At 71.2% G+C, this 21,495-nt stretch carries 19 protein-coding genes and 1 pseudogene; 10 read left to right on the forward strand and 10 right to left on the reverse strand.

The genetic code is table 11. The annotated features are described in order from the left end of the window. Positions 1-66: 66 nt before the first annotated feature. Positions 67-1,404 (forward strand): histidine kinase, encoded by a 1,338-nt coding sequence (locus tag ABZ642_RS36880; RefSeq protein WP_360492757.1) that lies wholly within the window; start codon positions 67-69, stop codon positions 1,402-1,404. Then, complete coding sequence (locus ABZ642_RS36885; RefSeq protein WP_360492690.1) at positions 1,401-2,066, forward strand: response regulator transcription factor; 666 nt, start codon at positions 1,401-1,403, stop codon at positions 2,064-2,066. The genes ABZ642_RS36880 and ABZ642_RS36885 overlap by 4 nt, the downstream gene beginning before the upstream one ends. Here the strand turns inward: ABZ642_RS36885 and ABZ642_RS36890 are convergent. Continuing rightward, entirely contained in the window at positions 2,063-2,593 is a 531-nt protein-coding gene (locus ABZ642_RS36890; protein ID WP_360492693.1) for a GNAT family N-acetyltransferase, read from the reverse strand. The two genes, ABZ642_RS36885 and ABZ642_RS36890, sit on opposite strands and share 4 nt — an antisense overlap. A 14-nt stretch (positions 2,594-2,607) precedes the next feature. On the opposite strand from ABZ642_RS36890, the gene ABZ642_RS36895 reads away from it, so the two are divergent. Beyond that, the gene (locus ABZ642_RS36895) at positions 2,608-2,772 is read left to right on the forward strand and encodes a DUF397 domain-containing protein (protein WP_360492695.1); all 165 of its coding nucleotides are present in this window, start codon (positions 2,608-2,610) and stop codon (positions 2,770-2,772) included. On the opposite strand, the gene ABZ642_RS36900 is transcribed toward ABZ642_RS36895, so the two are convergent. Both ABZ642_RS36900 and ABZ642_RS36905 read right to left on the reverse strand, forming a co-directional pair. Beyond that, complete coding sequence (locus ABZ642_RS36900; RefSeq protein ID WP_360492698.1) at positions 2,750-3,973, reverse strand: MFS transporter; 1,224 nt, start codon at positions 3,971-3,973, stop codon at positions 2,750-2,752. The two genes, ABZ642_RS36895 and ABZ642_RS36900, sit on opposite strands and share 23 nt — an antisense overlap. Before the next feature lie 3 nt (positions 3,974-3,976). After that, entirely contained in the window at positions 3,977-4,717 is a 741-nt protein-coding gene (locus ABZ642_RS36905; RefSeq protein ID WP_360492701.1) for a GntR family transcriptional regulator, read from the reverse strand. Positions 4,718-4,910: 193 nt separating this feature from the next. Between ABZ642_RS36905 and ABZ642_RS36910 the strand changes: the two genes are divergently transcribed. Both ABZ642_RS36910 and ABZ642_RS36915 read left to right on the forward strand, forming a co-directional pair. Next, positions 4,911-5,381 carry an RICIN domain-containing protein gene (locus ABZ642_RS36910; RefSeq protein ID WP_360492704.1) on the forward strand — a complete coding sequence of 157 codons (471 nt, stop codon included), beginning with the start codon at positions 4,911-4,913 and terminating at the stop codon, positions 5,379-5,381. Between the two features lie 52 nt (positions 5,382-5,433). Further along, the gene (locus ABZ642_RS36915; protein ID WP_360492706.1) at positions 5,434-6,639 is read left to right on the forward strand and encodes a cytochrome P450; all 1,206 of its coding nucleotides are present in this window, start codon (positions 5,434-5,436) and stop codon (positions 6,637-6,639) included. A gap of 146 nt (positions 6,640-6,785) precedes the next feature. On the opposite strand, the gene ABZ642_RS36920 is transcribed toward ABZ642_RS36915, so the two are convergent. Then, positions 6,786-8,354 carry an ABC transporter permease gene (locus ABZ642_RS36920; RefSeq protein WP_360492709.1) on the reverse strand — a complete coding sequence of 523 codons (1,569 nt, stop codon included), beginning with the start codon at positions 8,352-8,354 and terminating at the stop codon, positions 6,786-6,788. Then, positions 8,351-9,247: an ABC transporter ATP-binding protein gene (locus ABZ642_RS36925; protein WP_360492712.1), complete on the reverse strand. Its 897-nt coding sequence runs from the start codon at positions 9,245-9,247 to the stop codon at positions 8,351-8,353. Before ABZ642_RS36925 ends, ABZ642_RS36920 begins: the two co-directional genes overlap by 4 nt. 74 nt (positions 9,248-9,321) lie before the next feature. Here ABZ642_RS36925 and ABZ642_RS36930 point away from each other — a divergent pair, with 74 nt between their 5' ends. Continuing rightward, positions 9,322-9,816 carry a MarR family transcriptional regulator gene (locus ABZ642_RS36930; protein WP_360492715.1) on the forward strand — a complete coding sequence of 165 codons (495 nt, stop codon included), beginning with the start codon at positions 9,322-9,324 and terminating at the stop codon, positions 9,814-9,816. Between the two features lie 16 nt (positions 9,817-9,832). Here the strand turns inward: ABZ642_RS36930 and ABZ642_RS36935 are convergent, their stop codons facing one another. From ABZ642_RS36935 to ABZ642_RS36950, 4 genes and pseudogenes are all read right to left on the reverse strand, one after another. Further along, on the reverse strand, positions 9,833-10,372 hold the full coding sequence (locus tag ABZ642_RS36935; RefSeq protein WP_360492718.1) for a hypothetical protein: 540 nt from the start codon (positions 10,370-10,372) through the stop codon (positions 9,833-9,835). 712 nt (positions 10,373-11,084) lie between these two features. Further along, positions 11,085-11,906: pseudogene (locus ABZ642_RS36940) on the reverse strand (NACHT domain-containing protein); the annotation flags it as partial. Beyond that, entirely contained in the window at positions 11,899-12,900 is a 1,002-nt protein-coding gene (locus ABZ642_RS36945; protein WP_360492721.1) for a DUF6801 domain-containing protein, read from the reverse strand. The gene ABZ642_RS36945 and the pseudogene ABZ642_RS36940, both read right to left, overlap by 8 nt. 156 nt (positions 12,901-13,056) lie before the next feature. Next, the gene (locus tag ABZ642_RS36950) at positions 13,057-14,568 is read right to left on the reverse strand and encodes an APC family permease (RefSeq protein WP_360492725.1); all 1,512 of its coding nucleotides are present in this window, start codon (positions 14,566-14,568) and stop codon (positions 13,057-13,059) included. Positions 14,569-14,718: 150 nt separating this feature from the next. On the opposite strand from ABZ642_RS36950, the gene ABZ642_RS36955 reads away from it, so the two are divergent. Beyond that, positions 14,719-16,101 (forward strand): ethanolamine ammonia-lyase subunit EutB, encoded by a 1,383-nt coding sequence (locus tag ABZ642_RS36955; RefSeq protein WP_360492728.1) that lies wholly within the window; start codon positions 14,719-14,721, stop codon positions 16,099-16,101. Then, positions 16,098-16,892 carry an ethanolamine ammonia-lyase subunit EutC gene (gene eutC / locus ABZ642_RS36960; RefSeq protein WP_360492730.1) on the forward strand — a complete coding sequence of 265 codons (795 nt, stop codon included), beginning with the start codon at positions 16,098-16,100 and terminating at the stop codon, positions 16,890-16,892. Before ABZ642_RS36955 ends, eutC begins: the two co-directional genes overlap by 4 nt. A gap of 147 nt (positions 16,893-17,039) precedes the next feature. Here eutC and ABZ642_RS36965 read toward each other — a convergent pair whose 3' ends face one another. Next, positions 17,040-17,879, reverse strand: coding sequence for a diacylglycerol kinase family protein (locus tag ABZ642_RS36965; protein ID WP_360492733.1), 840 nt, complete (start codon positions 17,877-17,879; stop codon positions 17,040-17,042). Between the two features lie 196 nt (positions 17,880-18,075). On the opposite strand from ABZ642_RS36965, the gene ABZ642_RS36970 reads away from it, so the two are divergent. Together ABZ642_RS36970 and ABZ642_RS36975 are read left to right on the forward strand one after the other, a co-directional pair. Next, positions 18,076-19,359 (forward strand): adenylosuccinate synthase, encoded by a 1,284-nt coding sequence (locus tag ABZ642_RS36970; protein WP_360492736.1) that lies wholly within the window; start codon positions 18,076-18,078, stop codon positions 19,357-19,359. Positions 19,360-19,522: 163 nt separating this feature from the next. Continuing rightward, positions 19,523-21,355 carry a 5'-nucleotidase C-terminal domain-containing protein gene (locus ABZ642_RS36975; protein ID WP_360492739.1) on the forward strand — a complete coding sequence of 611 codons (1,833 nt, stop codon included), beginning with the start codon at positions 19,523-19,525 and terminating at the stop codon, positions 21,353-21,355. The last annotated feature ends 140 nt before the right edge of the window (positions 21,356-21,495 follow it).

Raw genomic sequence — 21,495 nt, forward strand, 5'->3', positions numbered from 1 at the left:
TGACGACGGCGACCCTGCCCGCCGCATACCGTCGTGTACGTGACCGAGACGACCCAGACGCACGCGATGCCAGCGGAGCCACCGGACGGCGCGTTCGAGCCGTACAAGCCACGCAGCCCGGAGATCCGGGCCGCGCTGGACGCCCTGCGCAGGCTGCGGCAGGACCTGTTCCACGACGCCTTCGCCTACCGGCCGTTGCCCCCGCTGAGCAGCGACGGTCCGCGCATCCGCCGCCTGTCCGGCCGCATGCGGGAGTACGCGGTCTGGACCCCGCACATCGCGGTGGCCGCGGCCGCCGCGGTGGCGCTGCCGGCGGCCGTGACGGACCGCCCGCTGGGGTCGGCCGCGGGCCTGCTGACCGGCCTGATCGTGGTGGCACCGGTACTGCTCACGCTGGCGCGTCCGGTCGCCGCGTTCTGGCTGTCGCTCGTCGCGACCTGGGCCGGCACCCTGCTGGACAGACCCTGGGACGACTGGCCGTGGACGCCGGGCAGCTTCATCTCCCACCTGGTGGTGCTCACGGTCGTCGCGGTCCGCACCCGTCCGCGCACGGCGGCCTGGATGTGGGCGATCACCGCGGTCTACGGCTTCACGTTCGTCTCGGTCCTCGGCGGCGGCCACTACACCAACGACGTCGGTCCGATGCTGGTCGTCTCCGCGATAGCCCTGCTGACCGTCTCCGTGCGGCAGATCCGCCGGGAGGCCGAACAGACCGTGACCGCCCAGCAGTCGGAGACGGCGCACGAGCGGTCCCGGCGCACGCTCCTCGAAGAGCGCACCACGATCGCTCGCGAACTGCACGACGTGGTGGCCCACCACATGTCCGTCGTGGCCATTCAGGCGGAAGCGGCCCCGTACCGCGTCGAGAACCCGCCGCCGGAGCTGGAGAAGGCGTTCGTCACGATCCGGGAGAACGCGGTGGCGGCGCTCACCGAGCTGCGCCGCGTCCTGGGCGTGGTCCGCGCCGAGGACTACGAGGCCCCCGACGCCCCGCAGCCCACCCTCTCCGACCTGGACGCGCTGCTCGCCAACGTGCGGGAGGCGGGCCTGACCGTCGACAAGGGGGTGACCGGCGCGGTCCGTGAACTCCCGCAGGGCGTGGAGCTGTCGGCGTACCGGATCGTCCAGGAGGCTCTCAGCAACACCCTGCGCCACGCGCCGGGTGCCCCCGCCCGGGTGGAGATCGGATACGTCATCGGCGGCCTCGGCCTGCGCGTGGTCAACGGGCCCCCGCCCCGGCCGGCCCTCCTCAAGCCCTCTCCCGGCGCCGGCCACGGCATCACGGGCATGCGGGAGCGCGTGTCGATGCTGAACGGCGAGATGACAGCGGCCCCGACGGCCGAGGGAGGCTACGAGGTGACGGTCTTCCTGCCGGCCGTCACCCTTGCCGAAGGTGACGCATGACCATCCGCGTACTGATCGCGGACGACCAGATGATGGTGCGCGAGGGCTTCTCGGTCCTGCTGAACGCGATGCCGGACATCGAGGTCGTCGGCGAGGCGGTCAACGGCCGTGAGGCGGTGGACCGCGTCCGTGAACTCGCCCCCGACGTGGTCCTGATGGACATCCGGATGCCCGAGCTGAACGGCATCGAGGCGACGAGGGAGATCGTGGCCGTCGACAGCACGGCCAAGGTCCTGGTCCTGACCACCTTCGACCTGGACGAGTACGTGTACCAGGCCCTGCGCGCCGGAGCCTCCGGCTTCCTCCTGAAGGACGCCTCGGCCCGGCAACTGGCGGACGGAGTGCGGGTGGTGGCCGCGGGCGAGGCCCTGCTCGCCCCCTCGGTCACCAAGCGCCTGATCACGGAGTTCTCCAAGCTCTCCGGTACCCCGCGTCTGATGCCCACGGCCCATGCGGCCTACGGCGACCTCACCGACCGCGAGACGGAGGTCCTGGTCCTCATCGCCCAGGGCCTCTCGAACGCGGAGATGGCCGAGCGCCTGGTGGTGGCCGAGTCGACCATCAAGACCCACGTCAGCCGCATCCTGGTCAAGCTGGGCCTGCGCGACCGCACCCAGGCGGCGGTCTTCGCCTACGAGGCACGGCTGGTGACACCGGGCTAGGGCCGGGCGATGCGGTACAGCACGTTCGGGCGCAGTGGCCCTTCGGGCTCGGTGGGGTCGTCGAAGTCGTCGGCCGGGTCCCGGGTCATGCCGATCCGGCGCATCACCGCCTGCGAACGGAGGTTGGTGGCCGTGGTGACGGCGAGGATCTCGGGAAGCGCGAGGGTGTCGAAGCCGTGGGCCAGGACGGCCCGCGCGGCCTCGGTGGCGTAGCCCTGCCCCCAGGCCGCGCGGGCGAGCCGCCAGCCGATCTCCACTCCGGTGAACGGCATGCCGTCGTCCACCTCGTCCAGGCCCGCGAAGCCGATGAACTCGCCGGTGGCCCGCACCTCGACCGCCCACCACCCGTAGCCCCGCCGGTCGAACTCGGCCTGGAACCTCGCCACGGAGGCATCGCTCTGTTCGCGGGTGAGCAGGTCGCCCAAGTGCTCCCGCACCTCGGGGTCGGCGTTCATCGCCGCCCACGGTCCGAGGTCGGAGCCACGCCATCCGCGCAGGACGAGGCGATCGGTACGCAGTTCGGTCACACCGCCCAGCCAACGTGACCGCGGCCCCCCGCGGCAATCCCTTTTCTCCGGGGCCGCACCGGGCCGCACGATCCGTTCCCGTCCGTGACTCCAAAGCCCCCGCCCGCGCCGCACTTTCCTTCCCGGCCCCGGTCTTCGCCGCCCTCATCGGGTACCTCAAGGCCCCGTCGGACGGTTGAGCAGGTTCGGCAGGGCGCTGAGTGTCATTCCGGCCGCCGCGATCCACAGCGTGGGCGCCGCTCCGAACAGGGAGCCCGAGACGCCGCCCAGGAGGCCGCCCAGCGGAATGCCGCCCCAGGACACGAAGCGGGCGGTCGCGTTCATCCGGCCCAGCAACCTGTCCGGCGTCAGGGCCTGCTGGAGGCTCGACTGCGCCACCACGCGGACGACCCCGCCCAGGGACAGCGCCGCGAGCCCGACCGCGGCCACCCATACGCTCCAGCCGGGGCGCGCCAACGCCAGCAGCCCGGTCGGCGGACAGGTGACCAGCGGCGCGAGCCGGATGACCGGGCCCTGCCCGAGCCGGGCAGAGACCCCGGTCGCCAGTAGCGCACCCAGCAGCGCACCGCACCCCATCCCCGACAGCACGAGGCCGATTCCGAAGGGCGAGAGCCCGATCGTCCGCTCCAGCCGGACCAGCAGCATGGCCTGGTACATGACCAGGAAGAGGTTGAACAGCGCGTCGCCGAGGACGAGGGCGCGCAGGGTGGGATGCCCGAGGACGAACCGCAGGCCGTCCGCGATGTCCCGCCCCAGCCGGGGGCGTTCGCCCGCCCCCGGCCGCTGCTCCCGCCGCCGGACACCGCTCGCGACGAGCCCCGACAGGGCCATCCCGGCCGCACTCGCCACCAGCGTGGCGGGGGCGCCGACCGCGCCGGCCAGGGGACCGGCCACCGCGGGCCCGCCGATGGCGGTGACCGAGCGGATCGCCGAGAGCTTCGCGGTCCCCTCGACCAGGCGGTCGCGGCCCACCAGGTGCGGGAGGTAGCTGACGTAGGCGACGTCGAAGAAGACGGTCAGCACGCCGTGGACCAGTGCGACCGCGCACAGCCACCAGAAGGTGAGCAGACCCGCCCACCAGGCCGCCGGGACCGTCAGCAGGACCAGCGCCCGCGCGAGGTCGGCACCGACCATCACCGGCCGCTTCCGCACCCGGTCCAGCCACGCCCCCGCCGGCAGCCCGACGAGCAGTGAGCCGGCCGTGGTCGCCGCGGTCAGCAGACCGACCCGGAACTCGTCGGCGTCCAGGGCCACGATCGCGACCAGCGGCAGGGCCAGGAACACGATGCGATCGCCGAGTTGGCCGAGGGCGGTGGCGGCGAAGAGGCGGCCGAAGTCCGGGTCACGCAGCAGCCCGAGCCGGGCGGATATGAGACGCATCGGCTACCGCTCGACCGCGAACTCGTAGACGACCGCGCGGCGGACGTCCGGGACGACGATGTCGGCGGTCTCCACCGGCCGCCCGCCGGTGTCATAGATGGTCCGCTCGATCCGGAGCACGAGGTCGCCGACGCCGATGCCGAGCAGGTTCGCCTGCGTGCGGTCGGCTCGGGCCGGGCGCGGCAGTTCCACCACCGTCTCGACGTGCACGCCGATCGACCGCATCCGCTCGACCACCCCCTTGCCCGCCAGCGGCCCCCGCTCGGGCAGCACGATCGGGGTGCCGCCCGTGAGGGCCAACGGCTCCCAGGACTCGGAGAGCTGGACGGGCCGGCCGTCGGCGAGGAACTCGTAGTGGGTGCGGACGCACAGATCGCCGGGGGAGACGGCGAGCCGCTCCGCGATGTCCTCGGGGGCCGGGACCCGTACGTCGCTGTGCGCGTCCCAGGCACTGGCCCGGCCCCGCTCCGTCACGGCGGCGAGTGAGCGTTCGCGGCGCCGGGCCCGGACCATCCGCAGCCGCTCCCGCGGCACCCGGACGTACGTCCCGGAGCCCGCGCGCCCCTCCAGCAGCCCGTCGGCGATCAGCAGGTCCACCGACCGCTGTACGACGTTGCGCCCGACGCCGTACTCCTCGGCGAGCCGGGCCCGCGACGGCAGGCGTTGTCCGACCTGCCACTCACCCGCGACGAGCCGTGCGCGCAGCGCCTCGGCCGTGGTCAGATAGGGCGCCTCTCGGGGCATGCGCGGATCCTCCGCTGCTCGTTCCGGACGGAGTCGGCAAGCTACTGCCCCCGCCGGAAGCTACTGGAGCAGCACCACGCTCGGTGGCCCCCGCGACGATCACCTCGGGGCCGGTGAAAGCGTTCCGCCAGTTGGGTGAAGCCGCTGCTCAGGGCCTGTCGGCGCGGGACCGGATCCGGCTACATCAAGAGACATGATCAAGCCCCTGGAGCACGGCCTGACCGCGCTCGCGCTGACCGCCGTCCCCCTTCTCGTCACCGCCCTGCCGATCCAGGCGACCGCGGTGCCGCAGTACTTCCAGATCACCACGCAGTTGAACGGCAAGTGCCTGGCCTCCAACGGCGACAACGTCGAGGTGCAGACCTGCAACGCGGGCACCGGCAACCAGCTCTGGTACTGGTCGGGCAAGAAGCTCGTCAACGGCGCCGAGCAGCACTGTCTCGACGTGAGGAAGGGCGAGGTCGACGCCGCGGCCCAGGTCGTCGGCGACTGCCACGGACTGGCCAACCAGCGCTGGTACAAGGACGGCGGCTGGCTGCGCACGGACGTCAACAGCCAGTGCCTGAGCATTCAGAACAACGGCGACCAGCGCGAGCACGCGGGGATCAACCTCCGCGACTGCGGCTCCAACACCTGGCAGTGGTGGACCCTGCCCAACCCGTAAGCCCCTGAGACACCCCTGGTCAGGAGGGGGACCGGCGGTCTAACGTCCGTCCATGGCAGCCTTCGACCCCTGGGACCCGGACTTCCTGGCCGACCCGTACCCCGCCTACGCCGAGCTTCGCTCCCGGGGCCGGGTGCAGTACTACGAGCCCACCGACCAGTGGCTGGTCCCGCACCACGCCGACGTCTCGGCGCTGCTGCGGGACCGGCGGCTGGGGCGGGCGTACCAGCACCGGTTCAGCCACGAGGACTTCGGGCGGACCGCACCGCCGCCGGAGCACGAGCCGTTCCACACGCTCAACGACCACGGCATGCTCGACCTGGAACCTCCGGACCACACCCGCATCCGCCGCCTGGTGTCGAAGGCGTTCACCCCGCGCACCGTCGAGCGGCTCAAACCGTACGTGGCGAAACTCGCCGGCGAACTCGTCGACGACCTGGTCCACCGGGGCGGCGGCGACCTGCTCGCCGACGTCGCCGAACCGCTGCCGGTCGCCGTCATCGCCGAGATGCTGGGCATCCCGGAGGCGGACCGGGCCCCGCTGCGGCCCTGGTCGGCGGACATCTGCGGAATGTACGAGCTGAACCCCTCGCAGGACACGGCCGCGAGGGCGGTCCGGGCCTCGGTGGAGTTCTCCGACTACCTGCACGGGCTGATCGCCGAGCGGCGCACGGAGCCGGGCGAGGACCTGATCTCCGGGCTGATCGCGGCGCACGACGAGGGCGACCGGCTCACCGAGCAGGAGATGATCTCCACGGCCGTCCTGCTCCTCAACGCCGGCCACGAGGCGACCGTCAACGCCACGGTCAACGGCTGGTACGCCCTCTTCCGCAACCCCGACCAGCTCGCCGCCCTCCGCGCCGACCACTCCCTGGTCCCCACCGCCGTCGAGGAGCTGATGCGCTACGACACCCCGCTCCAGCTCTTCGAACGCTGGGTGCTGGACGAGGTCGAGATCGATGGCACGACGATCCCGAGGGGCGCGGAGATCGCGATGCTCTTCGGCTCCGCCAACCACGACCCCGACGTGTTCGACCGCCCCGGGGAACTCGACCTGACCCGCCGCGACAACCCACACATCTCCTTCAGCGCCGGCATCCACTACTGCATCGGCGCCCCGCTGGCCCGCATCGAGCTGGCGGCCTCGATGACGGCGCTGCTGGAACGGGCGCCCACGCTCAGCCTGGCGGCGGAGCCGCGGCGGAAGCCGAACTTCGTGATCAGGGGGTTGGAAGGGTTGAGTGTCGGCGTCGAGTGATCACCGTTCGGCTGATCACTGACCGATTCCGATGGCCGGTCGCGAATGACGGGCCAAGCTGGTGCCTGCCTGCGAAGGGAGGCACCAGGACGGTATCGAACTCGACACCGAGGAACTCGAGCAGTACGTCGGCTGAGAGGCTGCCGTCAGCCGGTCATGTCCCGGCGTCTCAGTCCCGCCAGCCCGCTGCCCACCAGCAGCACGGCGAGGCCCATCAGGATCGTCACCGGCCCCCACGCCATCCCCCCGCCCGGCAGCTTCGGCAGGTGGCCGAAGGGGGAGAGGTCCAGGACGAGTTGGGGGGCGTTCAAGGCCGGGCCCACCCAGCCGATCAGCAGCACCGCCACCGCGACTCCCCACGCCGCCGGGGTCAGCCGGGGTGCGACCCCGTACAGCAGCAGCGCCAGGCCGCCGATCACCCAGACCGCCGGGAGCTGCACCAGGCAGGCGCCCAGCACCGGGCCCACCTCCCTGCCGTAGCCGACCGCGAAGCCCAGGCCCGCCAGCAGCATGATCAGGGCCGAGCCGCCGAACGCGATCGTCAGATGCCCGGCCGCCCAGCGCAGCCGGCCCACCGCGCAGGCCAGCAGGGGTTCGGCGCGGCCCGCGGTCTCCTCGCCGTTCAGCCGGAGGACGGACGCCACGACGTACAGCGCGGCGATCAGCCCCATGATCCCGACCATCGAGGCGAGGAACGCGTCGGTGACCCCGCTCTGGCCGCCCATCCGCTCGAAGATCTCCCGGGCGTTGGCGTTGTCGCCTACGAGATCGGCGGCCCCGTCCGCCAGCCCGCCGAAGACGATCCCCGCCAGGAAGAAGCCGAGCGACCAGCCGAGTACGCCGCCCCGCTGGAGCCGCCAGGCGAGCGCGGCGGCGGAGCCGAGGCGGCCGGTGGCCGGGCCCGGGCGGGCGGGGAAGAAGCTCATCCCCAGGTCACGGCGGCCGGCCAGGACGTAGGCCACCCCGGCCTGCGCCGACACCGCGGCCGTGAACAGCGCCAGCACCCACCAGCGTTCGGCGGCGAAGGGCCGGAGATTCCCCAGCCAGCCCAGTGGCGACAGCCAGGTCAGCGGTGACGACCCGGAGCCGCTCGCCGAGTCGCCCGCCGCGCGCAGCACGAAGGCCGCGCCCAGGACCGCCGACGTCAGGCCCCGCGCCAGGCGTGCGCTCTCGGTCAGCTGCGCCACGATCGCCGCCGCCGTCGCGAAGACCATGCCGGTTCCGGCCAGGCCGAGCCCGAAGGACAGCGCCCCGGCGACTCCCTGTCCCGCCAGGCCCGCCGTGATCAGCAGGGCCAGCACCCCGTTGGCCACGGCCGCCGCCAGCAGGGCCGCCGTCAGCGACGCCCGGCGGCCCACCGCGCCGGACGCCAGCAGCTCCGCGCGGCCGGTCTCCTCCTCCTCACGGGTGTGCCGTACGACGACGAGCAGACTGGTGACGGCCGCGAGGACACCGGCGTACACGCCCACCCGCCACGCCGTCAGACCGCCGAGCGAGGTGTCGTGGAGCGGGCCGATCAGGGCGCGGAAGGAGGCGTTGGTCCCCAACTGGCGGACGAGGTCGGTGCGTTCGGACTCCGTGCCGTAGAGCGTCTTCAGCGTGTTCGGCATGGAGAGGACCATCAGCGCGTTCACCGCGATCCAGACCGGTGTCGTCATGCGGTCGCGGCGCAGCGCGAAGCGCAGCAGGGTGCCGGTGCCCGTGAGGGTGGTCATCGGGCGGCCGCCTCGTCCTGGTAGTGGCGCAGGAAGAGTTCCTCCAGGGTGGGCGGGGTGGAGGTCAGGGAGCGTACGCCGGTCTCGCTCAACGAGCGCAGCACGGCCGTGAGTTGCTCGGCGTCGACCTGGAGGCGGACCCGGTGGCCCTGGACGTCGAGGTCGTGCACGCCGGGGAGACGGGCCAACCCGTTCGGCGGGCCGGCGAGTTCGGCGGTCACGCTGGTCCGGGTGAGATGGCGCAGGTCGGCGAGTGAACCGGACTCGACGGTACGGCCGTTACGGATGATGCTGACGCGGTCGCAGAGTTCCTCGACCTCGCTCAGGATGTGGGAGGAGAGCAGGATCGTACGGCCGCGGTCGCGCTCCTCCTCCACGCAGCGCTGGAAGACCTCCTCCATCAGGGGGTCCAGTCCGGAGGTCGGCTCGTCCAGGATCAGCAGGTCCACGTCCGAGGCGAACGCGGCGACCAGGGCGACCTTCTGCCGGTTGCCCTTGGAGTAGGTGCGGCCCTTCTTGGTGGGGTCCAGCTCGAAGCGGTCCAGCAGCTCGGCCCGGCGACGCGGATCGAGGCCGCCGCGCAGCCGGCCGTAGAGGTCGATGACCTCGCCGCCCGAGAGGTTGCGCCAGAGGGTCACGTCTCCGGGGACGTAGGCGATCCTGCGGTGCACCGCCACCGCGTCCTTCCAGGGGTCGCGGCCGAGGATCTGCGCGGCGCCGGAGTCGGGGCGCAGCAGGCCGAGCAGGACCCGGATGGTGGTGGACTTCCCGGCGCCGTTGGGGCCGAGGAAGCCGTGCACCTCCCCGGCCTCGACGTCCAGGTCGAGGCCGTTCAGTGCGTGGGTGCGGCCGAAGGGCTTGTGGAGCCCGGCGACCGTGATGGCCTTCGTCATGGTTCAGAACGTACGCTGTCTTCAGAAAATTGTGAAGTTAAGGAAGTGTAGAAACCCCGGCTAGGCTGGTGACCATGACTACGGATGCGATGGGGCGCGATCAGGAGGCCGTCTCGAAGTTCGTCGAGAGCTTCGCGGCACAGCTCGTGGAGGCCGGGATGCAGCGCATGCCGGCCCGGATCTTCGCGGCCCTGTTGGCGTCCGACTCGGGCACCCTGACCTCGGCGGAACTGGGGGAGCAGTTGCAGGTCAGCCCGGCGGCGGTGTCCGGCGGGGTGCGCTATCTGGCCCAGCAGCACATGGTCGCGCGCGAGCGGGAACCGGGCTCCCGGCGGGAGCGGTACCGGGTGCACAGCAACCAGTGGTACGAGGCCCTCACCAACCGGGAGGCCGTGATCAAGCGGTGGGAGGGGGCGCTGCGGGAGGGCATGAGCAGCCTCGGCGCCGACACCCCGGCGGGGCGGCGGATGGCCGAGACGCTCGCGTTCTTCGAGTTCGTGGACGAGGAGATCGCGGCGATGATGGAGCGCTGGCGGGTGCACCGGGACGACCTCTTCGGGCGGGAGTGAAACGTCCCGTCAGCCGTCAGGGGGTGCCGTCCGACGGCACCTCGGGCGGTGCCGTCAGCTGCTCCCGCAACCGTCCGTGCCGGAACTGGTACACCGCTCCCGCCCGCCGCAACGCCCTTCGGTCGCACGCGTCCTCGAGGAACGTGACCAGCCGCCAGGGCAGCCGGCCCGTCAGCGGCAGCCAGACGCGGGCGAGTGCGATCCACTGCCCCCACGCGGTCAGACAGAGCCCGTAGCCGAGGCCGCCGGCGAACGCGCCCTCGATGCCGAAGACGAGGCCCTGCTGGAAGCTGCGGAGCGGGGTCTCGGTGAAGCTGCCCGCGAACCAGGCGATGAAGCCGAACACGATCGCCCAGACGAGGATGTGGGCGTGGACGTTCCTCCGGTTCACCCGCAACAGGCCGACGCAGCTCACGGACTTGTCCAGGTCGACCGTTGCCTCCAGCCAGGCCGTGATGCCGAGCACCAGCCCGGTCCCGAGACCCACGATGAGCGGGAACTGGGCCGCGGACACCAGCCCGCCGCCGAGCCCGTCGTCGAGTCCGAGCCACGGCACGACGGAGCGGTCGACACCGACGATGGCGCGCGCCCGCCAGTGCGACCAGTGAACCGATGGTGATCCTCCTCAACAACCTCTCCCCCAGCTGCCGTTGGGCATCACGGCGGAAGGTGATCTCGATCGGAGACGGTTTCAGCAGGTCGTTGCCGCTCGCCCGGTGGTAGATGAAGCCGAACGCCGCTCCGATCAGCAGCCCGTGCAGGGAGCCGACGACCAGCCCGCGCCGGACGGCGAAGCCGAGCCCGTGCGAGGTGGCGATCAGGTCGACGGGGATGTTCCCGACCGCGGTGACGAAGGCGAAGGACAGCCCGGCGAGGAACGCGATCACGGCGGTCCGCTGCCGCAGCGGCAGCGTGGTGCCCAGTTCCCACCAGGCCAGGTTGCGGGTCTTGCGCTGCTCCAGGTCATGGGCGAGGTAGGTGAGCCAGCGTTGGGCGCGTCGCGCCTGCGCCGGGCGCCGGTACACCGAGGGGAGGAACGCGGTGAGAAGGTGCCGCTCGAGGCGGTCCGGGGTCGGGAACTCCGCGGCGTCCAGCAGCGTATCCGGGCCGCTGGTGCCGCGCTCGCCGTGGACGGCCGCGGCCAGGGCGACCATCAGCGGTGTGGAGAGCGCCCGGCGCAGCGGACCGTCAGGGTTGGCGTCCATGTCGTCCAGCACCGGGTCCCACGCCGACTTGGCGTCCGGGGGACTGCTGAACCGGAGATACGTCACCGTGTCGGCCGGAGGCAGATCGGCCAGTCGTACGACGGCGGCCTTGTGCAGCCCCCTGCCCTTGACCGCGTTCCTGTACTCGCCGTAGCGGCTGGTGAGGACAAACGGCAGGGAGGTCTCGGAGAGCTGCTCCAGAGCGGCCCCGCGGAGGCTTTTGGAGATCTCGTCGAAACCGTCCAGGACGGGCAGGATCAGCCCGACACCCACCAGCTTCTCGGCCAGCGTCGTCTCCCCGTCGGAGTCGACGGCGGTCAGCCAGGGCTGGTCACGGCTCAGCTGGTGACTCAGCCGGTCGTTCAGCGGTTCCTCTTCCGGGTTCCACGAGGCGAGACTGAAGATCTCCGGCACGGGTGCGCCGGCGGGGCGTTTCTTGAGCCACTGCAGCACGAACTGCATGGCCAGCACGCTCTTTCCCGAACCGGCCCTGCCCAGCACCACCAGGCGGCCGGACGGGATGCTCTCGTAGAACTCCGCGATGCCGTTCAGACCTCCGCTCAGGTTCCCCTCGCCCCGGTCTCCCCAGATGAGTTCCGGGTGATCCCTCGCCAACGTCTCGTCGTTCGGAGGCTCCCAGCGCACGGGCAGCAGCTGGGGATCCCTGATACCGAGCTGTGTCTCCTCCTCTTGCCGGCGTTGCCGGACGAACTCGGCCAACTGGTCGGCTTTCGCCGGCAGTCCGCTCCGAGATCGCTCGGTGTAGGTGTAATTGTTGTTCTGCACCCCGATGGATCCGGCGACGATCTGCGTGCCGTCGCCGTACTGGTTCGCGTTCATGCTGCGCGGCGGCTGCTCCTTCCCGCCCGCCGTGCCCTCAGGCATCGTCACCCCGGCGTCGCCGGAACCACATCGCGCTGCCCACCGCGGCCAGGGCCACGACCAGCACGCCGGCCGCCGCGCGCAGCGCGACCGGGAAGGCCGTGCGGTCCTGCGCGCTGGAGCGCAGGTCGGAGCGGGCCTTGGGCGCGGAGAAGGTCGGAGCGCCGCCCGAGGCGGGTGACGCCGACACCGATGCCGTACCGCTCGCGGTGACCGAGCCGCTCGGGTCGGGGCTGCGGGAGGCGCCAGGGTGAGTCCCTGAGGTCCCCCCACCTCCCTGACTCCCGGCCCCTGCCCCCGAGCCGGACCCCGCCCCCGCCCCCGAGCCGGACCCCGCCCCCGCCCCCGAGCCGGACCCCGCCCCTGACCCTGACCCGGATCCCGAGCCACGGCCCCCGCCCCCTGTCCCCGTCCCGGACGTCGTGGGCGACGGCTGCCCCTGCGCCTTGGGCAGGATCCGGAACGAGGCCAGAACCTTGTCCTGGTCCGAGTCCACGCTGCACGACGCGTTCACCGTGCCCAGCGGGGTCGTGCTGCCGTCCGCCCGTCTCGGCGTGACGCTCAGGTTGATCGCGCCGACGACGATGCTCGCGATGCCCGCCTTGGTGAAGGTCAGCGACGGCGCGGTCCCGTTCGCCGGGACCGTCATGGACCCGGAGGACGGGATCTGGGTCACGGGCACGTCCATCGACATGGTGACGGGGACGTTCCCCTGCGGTGCGGCCACGACGGCGGTCACCTTCGCCGTGCCCTCGAGGCTCGTCGCGCCGGCCACCCGCAGCCCCTGCGGGATGAGCGCCCCGACCGTCGCCGACGCGGTCACCGGCAGTCGGGGAGTGGGCCGGCCGACCACGTGGGTGTCCGAGACGTCCCACACGACCGAGGCCGTCATCGACTGGCCGCTGATGATCCCGAAGTCGCAGGTGTACTGGAAGGTGTGCGGAGCGGGTGCCGCGCTCGCGGCCCCCGGCGTGACGGCGAGGAGGACACCGGCCACCCATGCGGCGACCGTACGTCCGGCTAATGCGGCGACCGTATGCCCCGCTCGTAATTCACCTGACATGTGCGCACCTTACGGACGCGGATGCGAGGGCGTCTGCCTGGACGGTGGGACCTTCACCCCGCTTCCACGAACCGTCGGGCGCACGCGCCCCTACCGCTCCTTCGTCTCCTCCAGCACCGTCCGTCCCAGCAGCGCGTACCGCTCCGGTGACCGGCGCTTGAGGTACTGCGCGTAGCCGACGCCCGTCGCCGCCACCAGTGCCACCAGCCACGGCGTCGCCTTCAGCAGCAGCGAGCCGGACTCGGTGCCGGCCGCGACGCCCATGTTGGACACCAGCAGGACGACCACGGCGAGCATCGCGACGCCACCGACGAGCGGGGCGGTGAAGGTCCTGAACCAGTGCCGGCTCTCGGGGTGGTTCTTCCGGAAGTAGACCAGCACCGCGAACGAGCACACGGCCTGCACGACCAGGATCGCCATTGTGCCGAGGATGGCCAGCAGCACGTAGAGGGCGTTGTACGGGTCCTTGCCCGCGGCCCAGAACGCCCCGATCAGGACGGCCGAGATCACCGTCTGGACCAGGCCCGCGACGTGCGGCGAGCCGTGCCGGGCGTGGGTGCGGCCGACGGTGTTCTGGAGCGAGGGGAGGACCCCTTCCCGGCCCAGCGCGTACATGTAGCGGGCGGCGCAGTTGTGGAAGGCCATGCCGCAGGCCAGCGAGCCGGTGACCATCAGCCACTGCATGAGGACGACCGCCCAGTGGCCGACGTAGTGCTCGGTGGGGTTGAAGAAGAGGGCGAGCGGGTTCGCGGAGGAGGCGGCCTTGACGGCCTCCGTCTCGCCGTTGCCGATGATGGCCATCCAGGAGACGAAGACGTAGAAGACGCCGACGCCGAGGACCGAGATCATCGTCGCCTTGGGGATGATCTTCTTCGGGTCGCGGGACTCCTCGCCGTACATCGCCGTGGACTCGAAGCCGACCCACGACCAGAAGGCGAAGAAGAGACCGAGCCCCGCGGACGTGCCCTTGAAGGCGTTGACCGGGTTGACTGGCCCGAAGGTGAAGCCGTGCGGGCCGCCGCCGTGCAGGGCGACCGAGATCGCCATCGCGGCGAGGACGGTCACCTCGGTGCCGAGGAGCACGACGAGGAGCTTCTCGGCGACGCTGACGCCGAACCAGGTGCCGGTCGCGTTGATGGCGAGCATCAGGATCGCGAACGCCCACCACGGGACGTCGAGTCCGGTCTGGTCCTTCAGGGTCGTGTTGGCGAAGACCGAGAAGATGCCGATCAGCGCCGGCTCGAAGACGGCGTAGGCGAAGGTGGCCAGCAGCCCCGACGCCAGGCCCGCGGTGCGGCCGAGACCGTAGGAGATGAAGCCGTAGAAGGCGCCCGTCGACGTGATGTGCTTCGCCATCGACGTGAAACCGACGGAAAAGATTGCCAGGACGACCATTGCGACGAGATAGCTCGCCGGGGCGCCGATGCCGTTGCCGGACGACACCATGAAGGGCACGTTGCCGGTCATCGCGGTGATCGGCGCGGCGGTCGCGACGGCCATGAAGACCACCCCGAGCAGGCCGATCGCGTTGGGCTTCAGCCGGTGAACCGTGCCGTCCCCGTCTGTCTTCGCCGCTGGGGCGACTCCCTCGTCCACTGCCATCGGGGTGGCCCCTCTCCTGCTGATCGCTGGCTGTACTGGACCGGAACTCTGTAGCCCGAATGAGTCGGTAGAGGGTCTCGGCGCGTTAAATGTTTGTCAACCAGACCTTTAGAAATCCGGCCGCAACACCCGGCCCGTACGGTCGCCGCCATGAGCACGTACACGGCCACCCTCAGCGGCGAACGCCACCGCTTCGACTCCCTGGCCCGCCTGCTGGCCGCCGCGAGTCCGGAACGCTCCGGCGACCGGCTGGCCGGCCTCGCCGCCGCGAGCGCGCGGGAGCGGGTCGCGGCCCGCTGGGCGCTGGCGGAGGTGCCGCTCGCCACCTTCCTGACCGAGCCGGTGATCCCCTACGAGACCGACGACGTGACCCGGCTGATCCTCGACACGCACGACGCGGCGGCCTTCGCGCCGGTGGCCGGGCTGACGGTCGGCGAGTTCCGGGAGTGGCTGCTGGCCGCGGACACCGGGGCCCTCGCCGCGCTGGCGCCCGGAGTCACGCCGGAGATGGCCGCCGCCGTGTCGAAGCTGATGGGGAACGCCGACCTGGTGGCCGTCGCCCGCAAGGTGCGGGTGGTCACCGCCTTTCGCTCGACGATCGGCCTGCCCGGCCGCCTCGCCACCCGCCTCCAGCCCAACCACCCCACCGACGACCCGGCCGGAGTGGCGGCCGCCCTCCTGGACGGTCTGCTGCTCGGCTCCGGAGACGCGGTGATCGGCATCAACCCGGCGACCGACAGCCCGAAGGCGGTGCGGGACCTGCTGGAACTCCTGGCCGGGGTGATCGACCGCTACGCGATCCCCACCCAGTCCTGCGTCCTCTGTCACGTCACGACGAGCGTGGACCTGATGGAACGCGGCGCCCCGGTCGACCTCGTCTTCCAGTCCATCGCCGGCACCCAGGCCGCGAACGCCTCCTTCGGCGTGACCCTCGGCCTGCTGGACGAGGCGTACGAGGCGGCCCGCGGGCTGGGGCGGGGCACGGTCGGCGACCACGTCATGTACTTCGAGACCGGCCAGGGCAGCGCCCTGTCGGCGGACGCGCACCACGGTGTGGACCAGCAGACGGTGGAGGCGCGGGCGTACGCGGTGGCCCGCCGCTACCGGCCCCTCCTGGTGAACACCGTCGTGGGCTTCATCGGCCCGGAGTATCTCTACGACGGCCGGCAGATCCTGCGGGCCGCCCTGGAGGACCACTTCTGCGGCAAACTCCTCGGCCTGCCCATGGGCCTGGACATCTGCTACACGAACCACGCCGACGCGGACGACGACGACATCGCCACCATGCTGACCATGCTGGCCGTCGCGGGCGCCTCCTTCGTGATCTGCACACCGGGCGGCGACGACATCATGCTCAACTACCAGTCCGCCTCCTACCACGACGCGCTCTACCTGCGGGAGGTGCTCGGCCTGCGCCCGGCGCCGGAGTTCGAGGCGTGGCTGGAGTCGATCGGGCTGCTGGACGGGGACGGCGGCCTGCGCGAGGTCGGCGGCCATCCGCTGACGGCGATCGGAAGGGAACTGGCCGCATGACCGACCTGACCGAGGCGCCCGCCGCCGGACCCGACGACCTGTGGCCGCTGCTGCGCCGCCACACCCAGGCCAGGATCGGTCTCGGCCGCTCCGGCTCCGCCCTCCCCACCCGGCACCGGCTGGGCCTCCAGGCCGCGCACGCGGCCGCCCGGGACGCGGTGCACTCGCCGTTCGACCCGGACGCGGTGGCGGCGGGGCTGGCGGGGCTCGCGACGGTACGGGTGCGCAGCGCGGCCGGCGACCGGGCGACCTACCTCCAGCGCCCCGACCTGGGCCGCCGGCTCCACCCCGTGGACCGGGCGCACCTGCCGGCCGGTGACTGGGACGTCGTCTTCGTGGTCGCCGACGGGCTGTCCAGCCGGGCGGTGCACGAGCACGCGGCGGCGATGGTGCGGGCCACCGCGGCCCGCCTCCCCGACCGGCGCATCGCCCCGGTCGTCCTGGCCGAGCAGGCCCGGGTGGCCCTCGGCGACGACATCGCCCACGCGATGGGTGCGGCCCTGGTGGTCGTCCTGATCGGCGAACGCCCCGGGATGTCGGCGGCGGACTCTCTGGGCGCCTACCTGACGTACCGGCCGGTGCCGGGCGTGACCACGGACGCGGACCGGAACTGCCTGAGCAACATCCGGCCGCCGCTGGGGCTGACCTACGAGGTGGCGGCGGGGAAGCTGGCGGCGTTGCTGACCAGGGCGCGGGAGCTGGGGGTCACGGGCGTGGCGCTGAAGGACGAATCCGCATCCACATCCGTATCCACATCCGACCACGGGAACGCGCCCGAGCGGCGCCACTGAGCCGCGGCCGTCCCACGCCACCAGAAGCTCTCCCGCGTCGCGGGGCGGAGAGTTCTCCCGCGTCGCGGGGCGGCATGGGGGTTCTCCAGCGGCGCGGGGGAGCGGGGCGGCGCGGAGAGGGAGTCCGCCGCGTCGCCGAGCCCGCTGCTACGAGGCCCCCGGCACCGTGAGCCCCCAGGCTCCCTCCACCACCCGCCAGGTCCGCCGCCGTACCGGACCCGTCACCCCGACGTCGGCCCGGTACCGGAAGTCCGCTCCCGTCACCGTCACCGTCCGCCCGGCGGCCCGTACCGGTGTCGCCTCCGCGCCCACCGACAGCGGTCGTACCTCCACCTCGGCCAGCCCGTCGCGGCCGCCCGGGGTCACCGAGATCCCCTCCACCGGCTGGTCCAGGTCCACCACCGTCCGCCCGTCGACCTCGACCCGCAGCCGCGCGGGCCCGGGGCGGTGCACGGCCGGGGCCGGGCGGGCGGCCAGGGACCGTACGAGGGTCTGGTACGGCCGCAGCCACCCCCGGGCCGCAGCCGGCACCACGGTCACCGGCACCGCCGCCAGCGGCGGGATCCGCAGCGCGCCCAGCACCACCCCGTCGCTGTCGTCGACCAGCAGGTCCAGACGCCGTTCCACCCCGTCCAGGACGGCCCGCGCGGCCGCCACCGCACCGGTGGGCACCCCCAGCGCGTGCGCGACGCCCAGCGTGCCCCCCACCGGGACCATGGAGAGCACACATCCGGCCAGCTCCCGCTGCCGGTGCAGAAAGGTCACCGCACGGATCAGCGCGCCGTCGTCGCCCACCACCACCGGCCGCCGCGACCCCCTGCGGGCCAGTACACGGGCGAATTCCTCGGGTCCGTCCGGCAGACACACCTTCGTGGTCGCACCCGCGCTGAGCACGTCTTTCGCGATCCGGACGGATTCACCGTCCGTCTGCCGTGCCGCCGGATCGATGATCACCAGCAGCTGATCGGACGTCGCGAATGTCGCCACCTCGGTCGTGCCTCGCTTCCTCGGGTAGCATCACTGTGCAAGAGCCCCTTGCGCTATTGCGCCAGGGGCTTCGTCTATTCCGGGGCATCCGGTCCGACGGTTGTGCGGCCAAAGACGGTCGCGGTGGTACGCGGCGCCGAACATACGCGTACGCCCCTGACCTTGGACATGCCCCGCCCGGAAGGGGTGTACGCGCGTGCCCGCACTTGTGCTGCTCGGTGCTCAGTGGGGTGACGAAGGCAAGGGAAAGGCGACGGATCTGCTAGGCGGCTCCGTCGACTACGTGGTGCGTTACCAGGGTGGCAACAACGCCGGCCACACGGTCGTCGTCGGCGACCAGAAGTATGCGCTCCACCTCCTCCCTTCCGGAATCCTCTCGCCCACGTGTGTTCCGGTCATCGGCAACGGAGTCGTCGTCGACCCGTCGGTCCTGCTCTCCGAGCTGAGCGGTCTGAACGAGCGTGGCGTCGACACGTCCAAGCTCCTGATCAGCGGTAACGCACACATCATCACGCCGTACAACGTCACCGTCGACAAGGTGACGGAACGCTTCCTCGGTAAGCGGAAGATCGGTACGACAGGGCGCGGCATCGGACCGACCTACGCGGACAAGATCAACCGCGTCGGCATCCGGGTCCAGGACCTCTACGACGAGTCGATCCTGACCCAGAAGGTCGAGGCGGCCCTCGACGTCAAGAACCAGGTCCTCACCAAGCTCTACAACCGGCGCGCGATCGCCATCGAGCAGGTCGTCGAGGAGCTGCTGACGTACGCGGACAAGCTCGCCCCGTACGTCGCCGACACGGTCCTGGTCCTCAACCAGGCCCTGGAGGAGAACAAGGTCGTCCTCTTCGAGGGCGGCCAGGGCACCCTCCTGGACATCGACCACGGCACGTACCCCTTCGTCACCTCGTCGAACCCGACGGCCGGCGGTGCCTGCACCGGCTCCGGCGTGGGCCCGACGAAGATCAGCCGGGTCATCGGCATCCTGAAGGCGTACACGACCCGCGTCGGCGCCGGCCCGTTCCCGACCGAGCTGTTCGACGCGGACGGCGAGGCGCTGCGCCGGATCGGCGGCGAGCGGGGTGTCACCACCGGCCGGGACCGCCGCTGCGGCTGGTTCGACGCGGTGATCGCCCGTTACGCGACCCGCGTGAACGGCCTGACCGACTTCTTCCTCACCAAGCTGGACGTCCTCACCGGCTGGGAGCAGATCCCGGTCTGCGTCGCGTACGAGATCGACGGCAAGCGCGTCGAGGAGCTGCCGTACTCCCAGACCGACTTCCACCACGCGAAGCCGGTCTACGAGACCCTGCCCGGCTGGTCCGAGGACATCACCAAGGCCAAGTCCTTCTCGGACCTCCCGAAGAACGCGCAGGCGTACGTCAGGGCCCTGGAGGAGATGTCCGGCGCCCCGATCTCCGCGATCGGCGTGGGCCCGGGCCGCAACGAGACGATCGAGATCAACTCGTTCCTGTAAGTCGTGTTTACACACGTCCACTTGGGCCGGTCTTGGGAATCCTTGACCGGCCCTTGGGTCTTCCGTGGTTACGCCGGTAACGGGCGAGGGTCAGCATCTACGCGGGTAGCCCGCCGCGCCCCGCACGCCACTCCCGTCCTCACCGCCCTTCCAGGAGTCCTGAATGCCCGTCAATCCCATGAACCGCCGTGAGTTCGTGCAGAAGTCGGCCGTCACCGGCGCCGCCGTGGCCGTAGCGGGAACCGTCGGTGCCGGCACCGCCCAGGCCGCCGAGTCCGGGCACGGCCACCCCAAGCCGCCGAAGGCGCCCAAGACCTGGAGCTTCTCCATCCTGGGCACCACCGACCTGCACAGCCACGTCTTCAACTGGGACTACTACACCAACGCGGCGCCCGTGGACGCCAAGGGCAACACCTACGGCATCGCGCGCATCGCCACGCTGGTGAAGAACATCCGCAAGGAGAAGGGCGCGGACCGGGTCCTCCTCGTCGACGCCGGCGACATCATCCAGGGCACCTCGCTCGCCTCCTACTTCGCGAGCGTCGACCCGATCACCGGCAAGGACGGCAAGCGCGGCCCCAAGCACCCCATGGCGATCGCCATGAACGAGATGCGCTACGACGCGGCCGCCCTCGGCAACCACGAGTTCAACTACGGCATAGAGGTCGTCCGCACCTTCGAGAAGCAGTGCGACTTCCCGCTGCTCGGCGCCAACGCCCTGGACGCCAAGACGCTCAAGCCCGCCTTCCGGCCCTACACCGTCAAGCACATCAAGGTCCCGCACGGCCCGGACATCAAGGTCGGCATCCTCGGCCTCACCAACCCGGGCATCGCCCTGTGGGACAAGGACAACGTCTCCGGGAAGATGGCCTTCACGGGCCTGGTCGAGCAGGCGAAGAAGTACGTCCCGCGGCTGCGCGCCCTCGGCTGCGACGTCGTCTTCCTCACCGACCACTCGGGCCTGGACGGCTCGACGTCGTGGGGCGACGAACTCCCCTACGTGGAGAACGCGTCGAACCTGGTCGCCGAGCAGGTGCCCGGCATCGACGCGATCCTCGTCGGCCACACCCACGTCGACGTCCCGACGTACACGGTGAAGAACGCGGAGACCGGCCAGGACGTCGTGCTGTCCGAGCCGTACTGCTACGGCTACCGCCTCTCTGTCTTCGACTTCGAGCTGGAGTGGGAGCACGGCTCCTGGAAGATCACCAAGAAGACCGCCACCACCCTGAACAGCAACACGGTCGCGGAGGACCCGCGGATCACCGAACTCCTCACCGCCGACCACAAGTTGGTGGTCAAGTACGTCAACACCGCGATCGGCACCTGTACCCAGACCATGTCGACGGCCGAGGCCTGCTGGAAGGACGTCGCCGCCATCGACTTCATCCAGCAGGTCCAGATGGACGCGGTGAAGGCGGGCCTGTCGACGGCGGACGCCGCCCTCCCGCTGATCTCGGTGGCCGCGCCCTTCAGCCGTACGGCCGTCATCCCGGCCGGCGACGTGACGATCCGCGACGTCGCGGGTCTCTACGTCTACGAGAACACGCTGTACGGCAAGAAGCTCACCGGTGCCCAGCTCAAGGACTACCTGGAGTACGCGGCGAAGTACTACCACCAGGTCCCGGTCGGCACGGCGGTCGACACCGCCACCCTCACCAACGCCAACAGCTTCTGGGACTACATGTACGACACGGCGGCCGGCGTCGACTACGAGATCGACATCGCGGCGGCCGAGGGCTCCCGGATCAAGAACCTCAGCTACAACGGCACCGCGGTCGCCGACGACCAGGTCTTCGTCGTCGCCGTCAACAACTACCGCGCCAACGGCGGCTCCGGCTACCCGCACATCGCCGCCGCGGAGATCGTCTACAGCACCCCCAACCAGGTCCGCGACCTGATGGTCGCCTACGCCACGGCGAAGGGCACCATAGACCCGTCGACGTTCGCGGCGGCCAACTGGAAGCTGACGCAGAACGGCACGCCGGTCTTCTAGCCCTTCTTCCAGCGTCTCGCCGGTTCATCCGGTGGTGGGGCCCCCCCCCCGGGGGGGGCCCCCCCGATTATTTTTACGGGGTCAGAAACACCACACGCAATTAAATTTTGGTGTAAATGTTTTTGTTGTTGATGTAAAAA

This window comes from Streptomyces sp. NPDC007157 (assembly GCF_040634235.1).
Classification (GTDB): domain Bacteria; phylum Actinomycetota; class Actinomycetes; order Streptomycetales; family Streptomycetaceae; genus Streptomyces.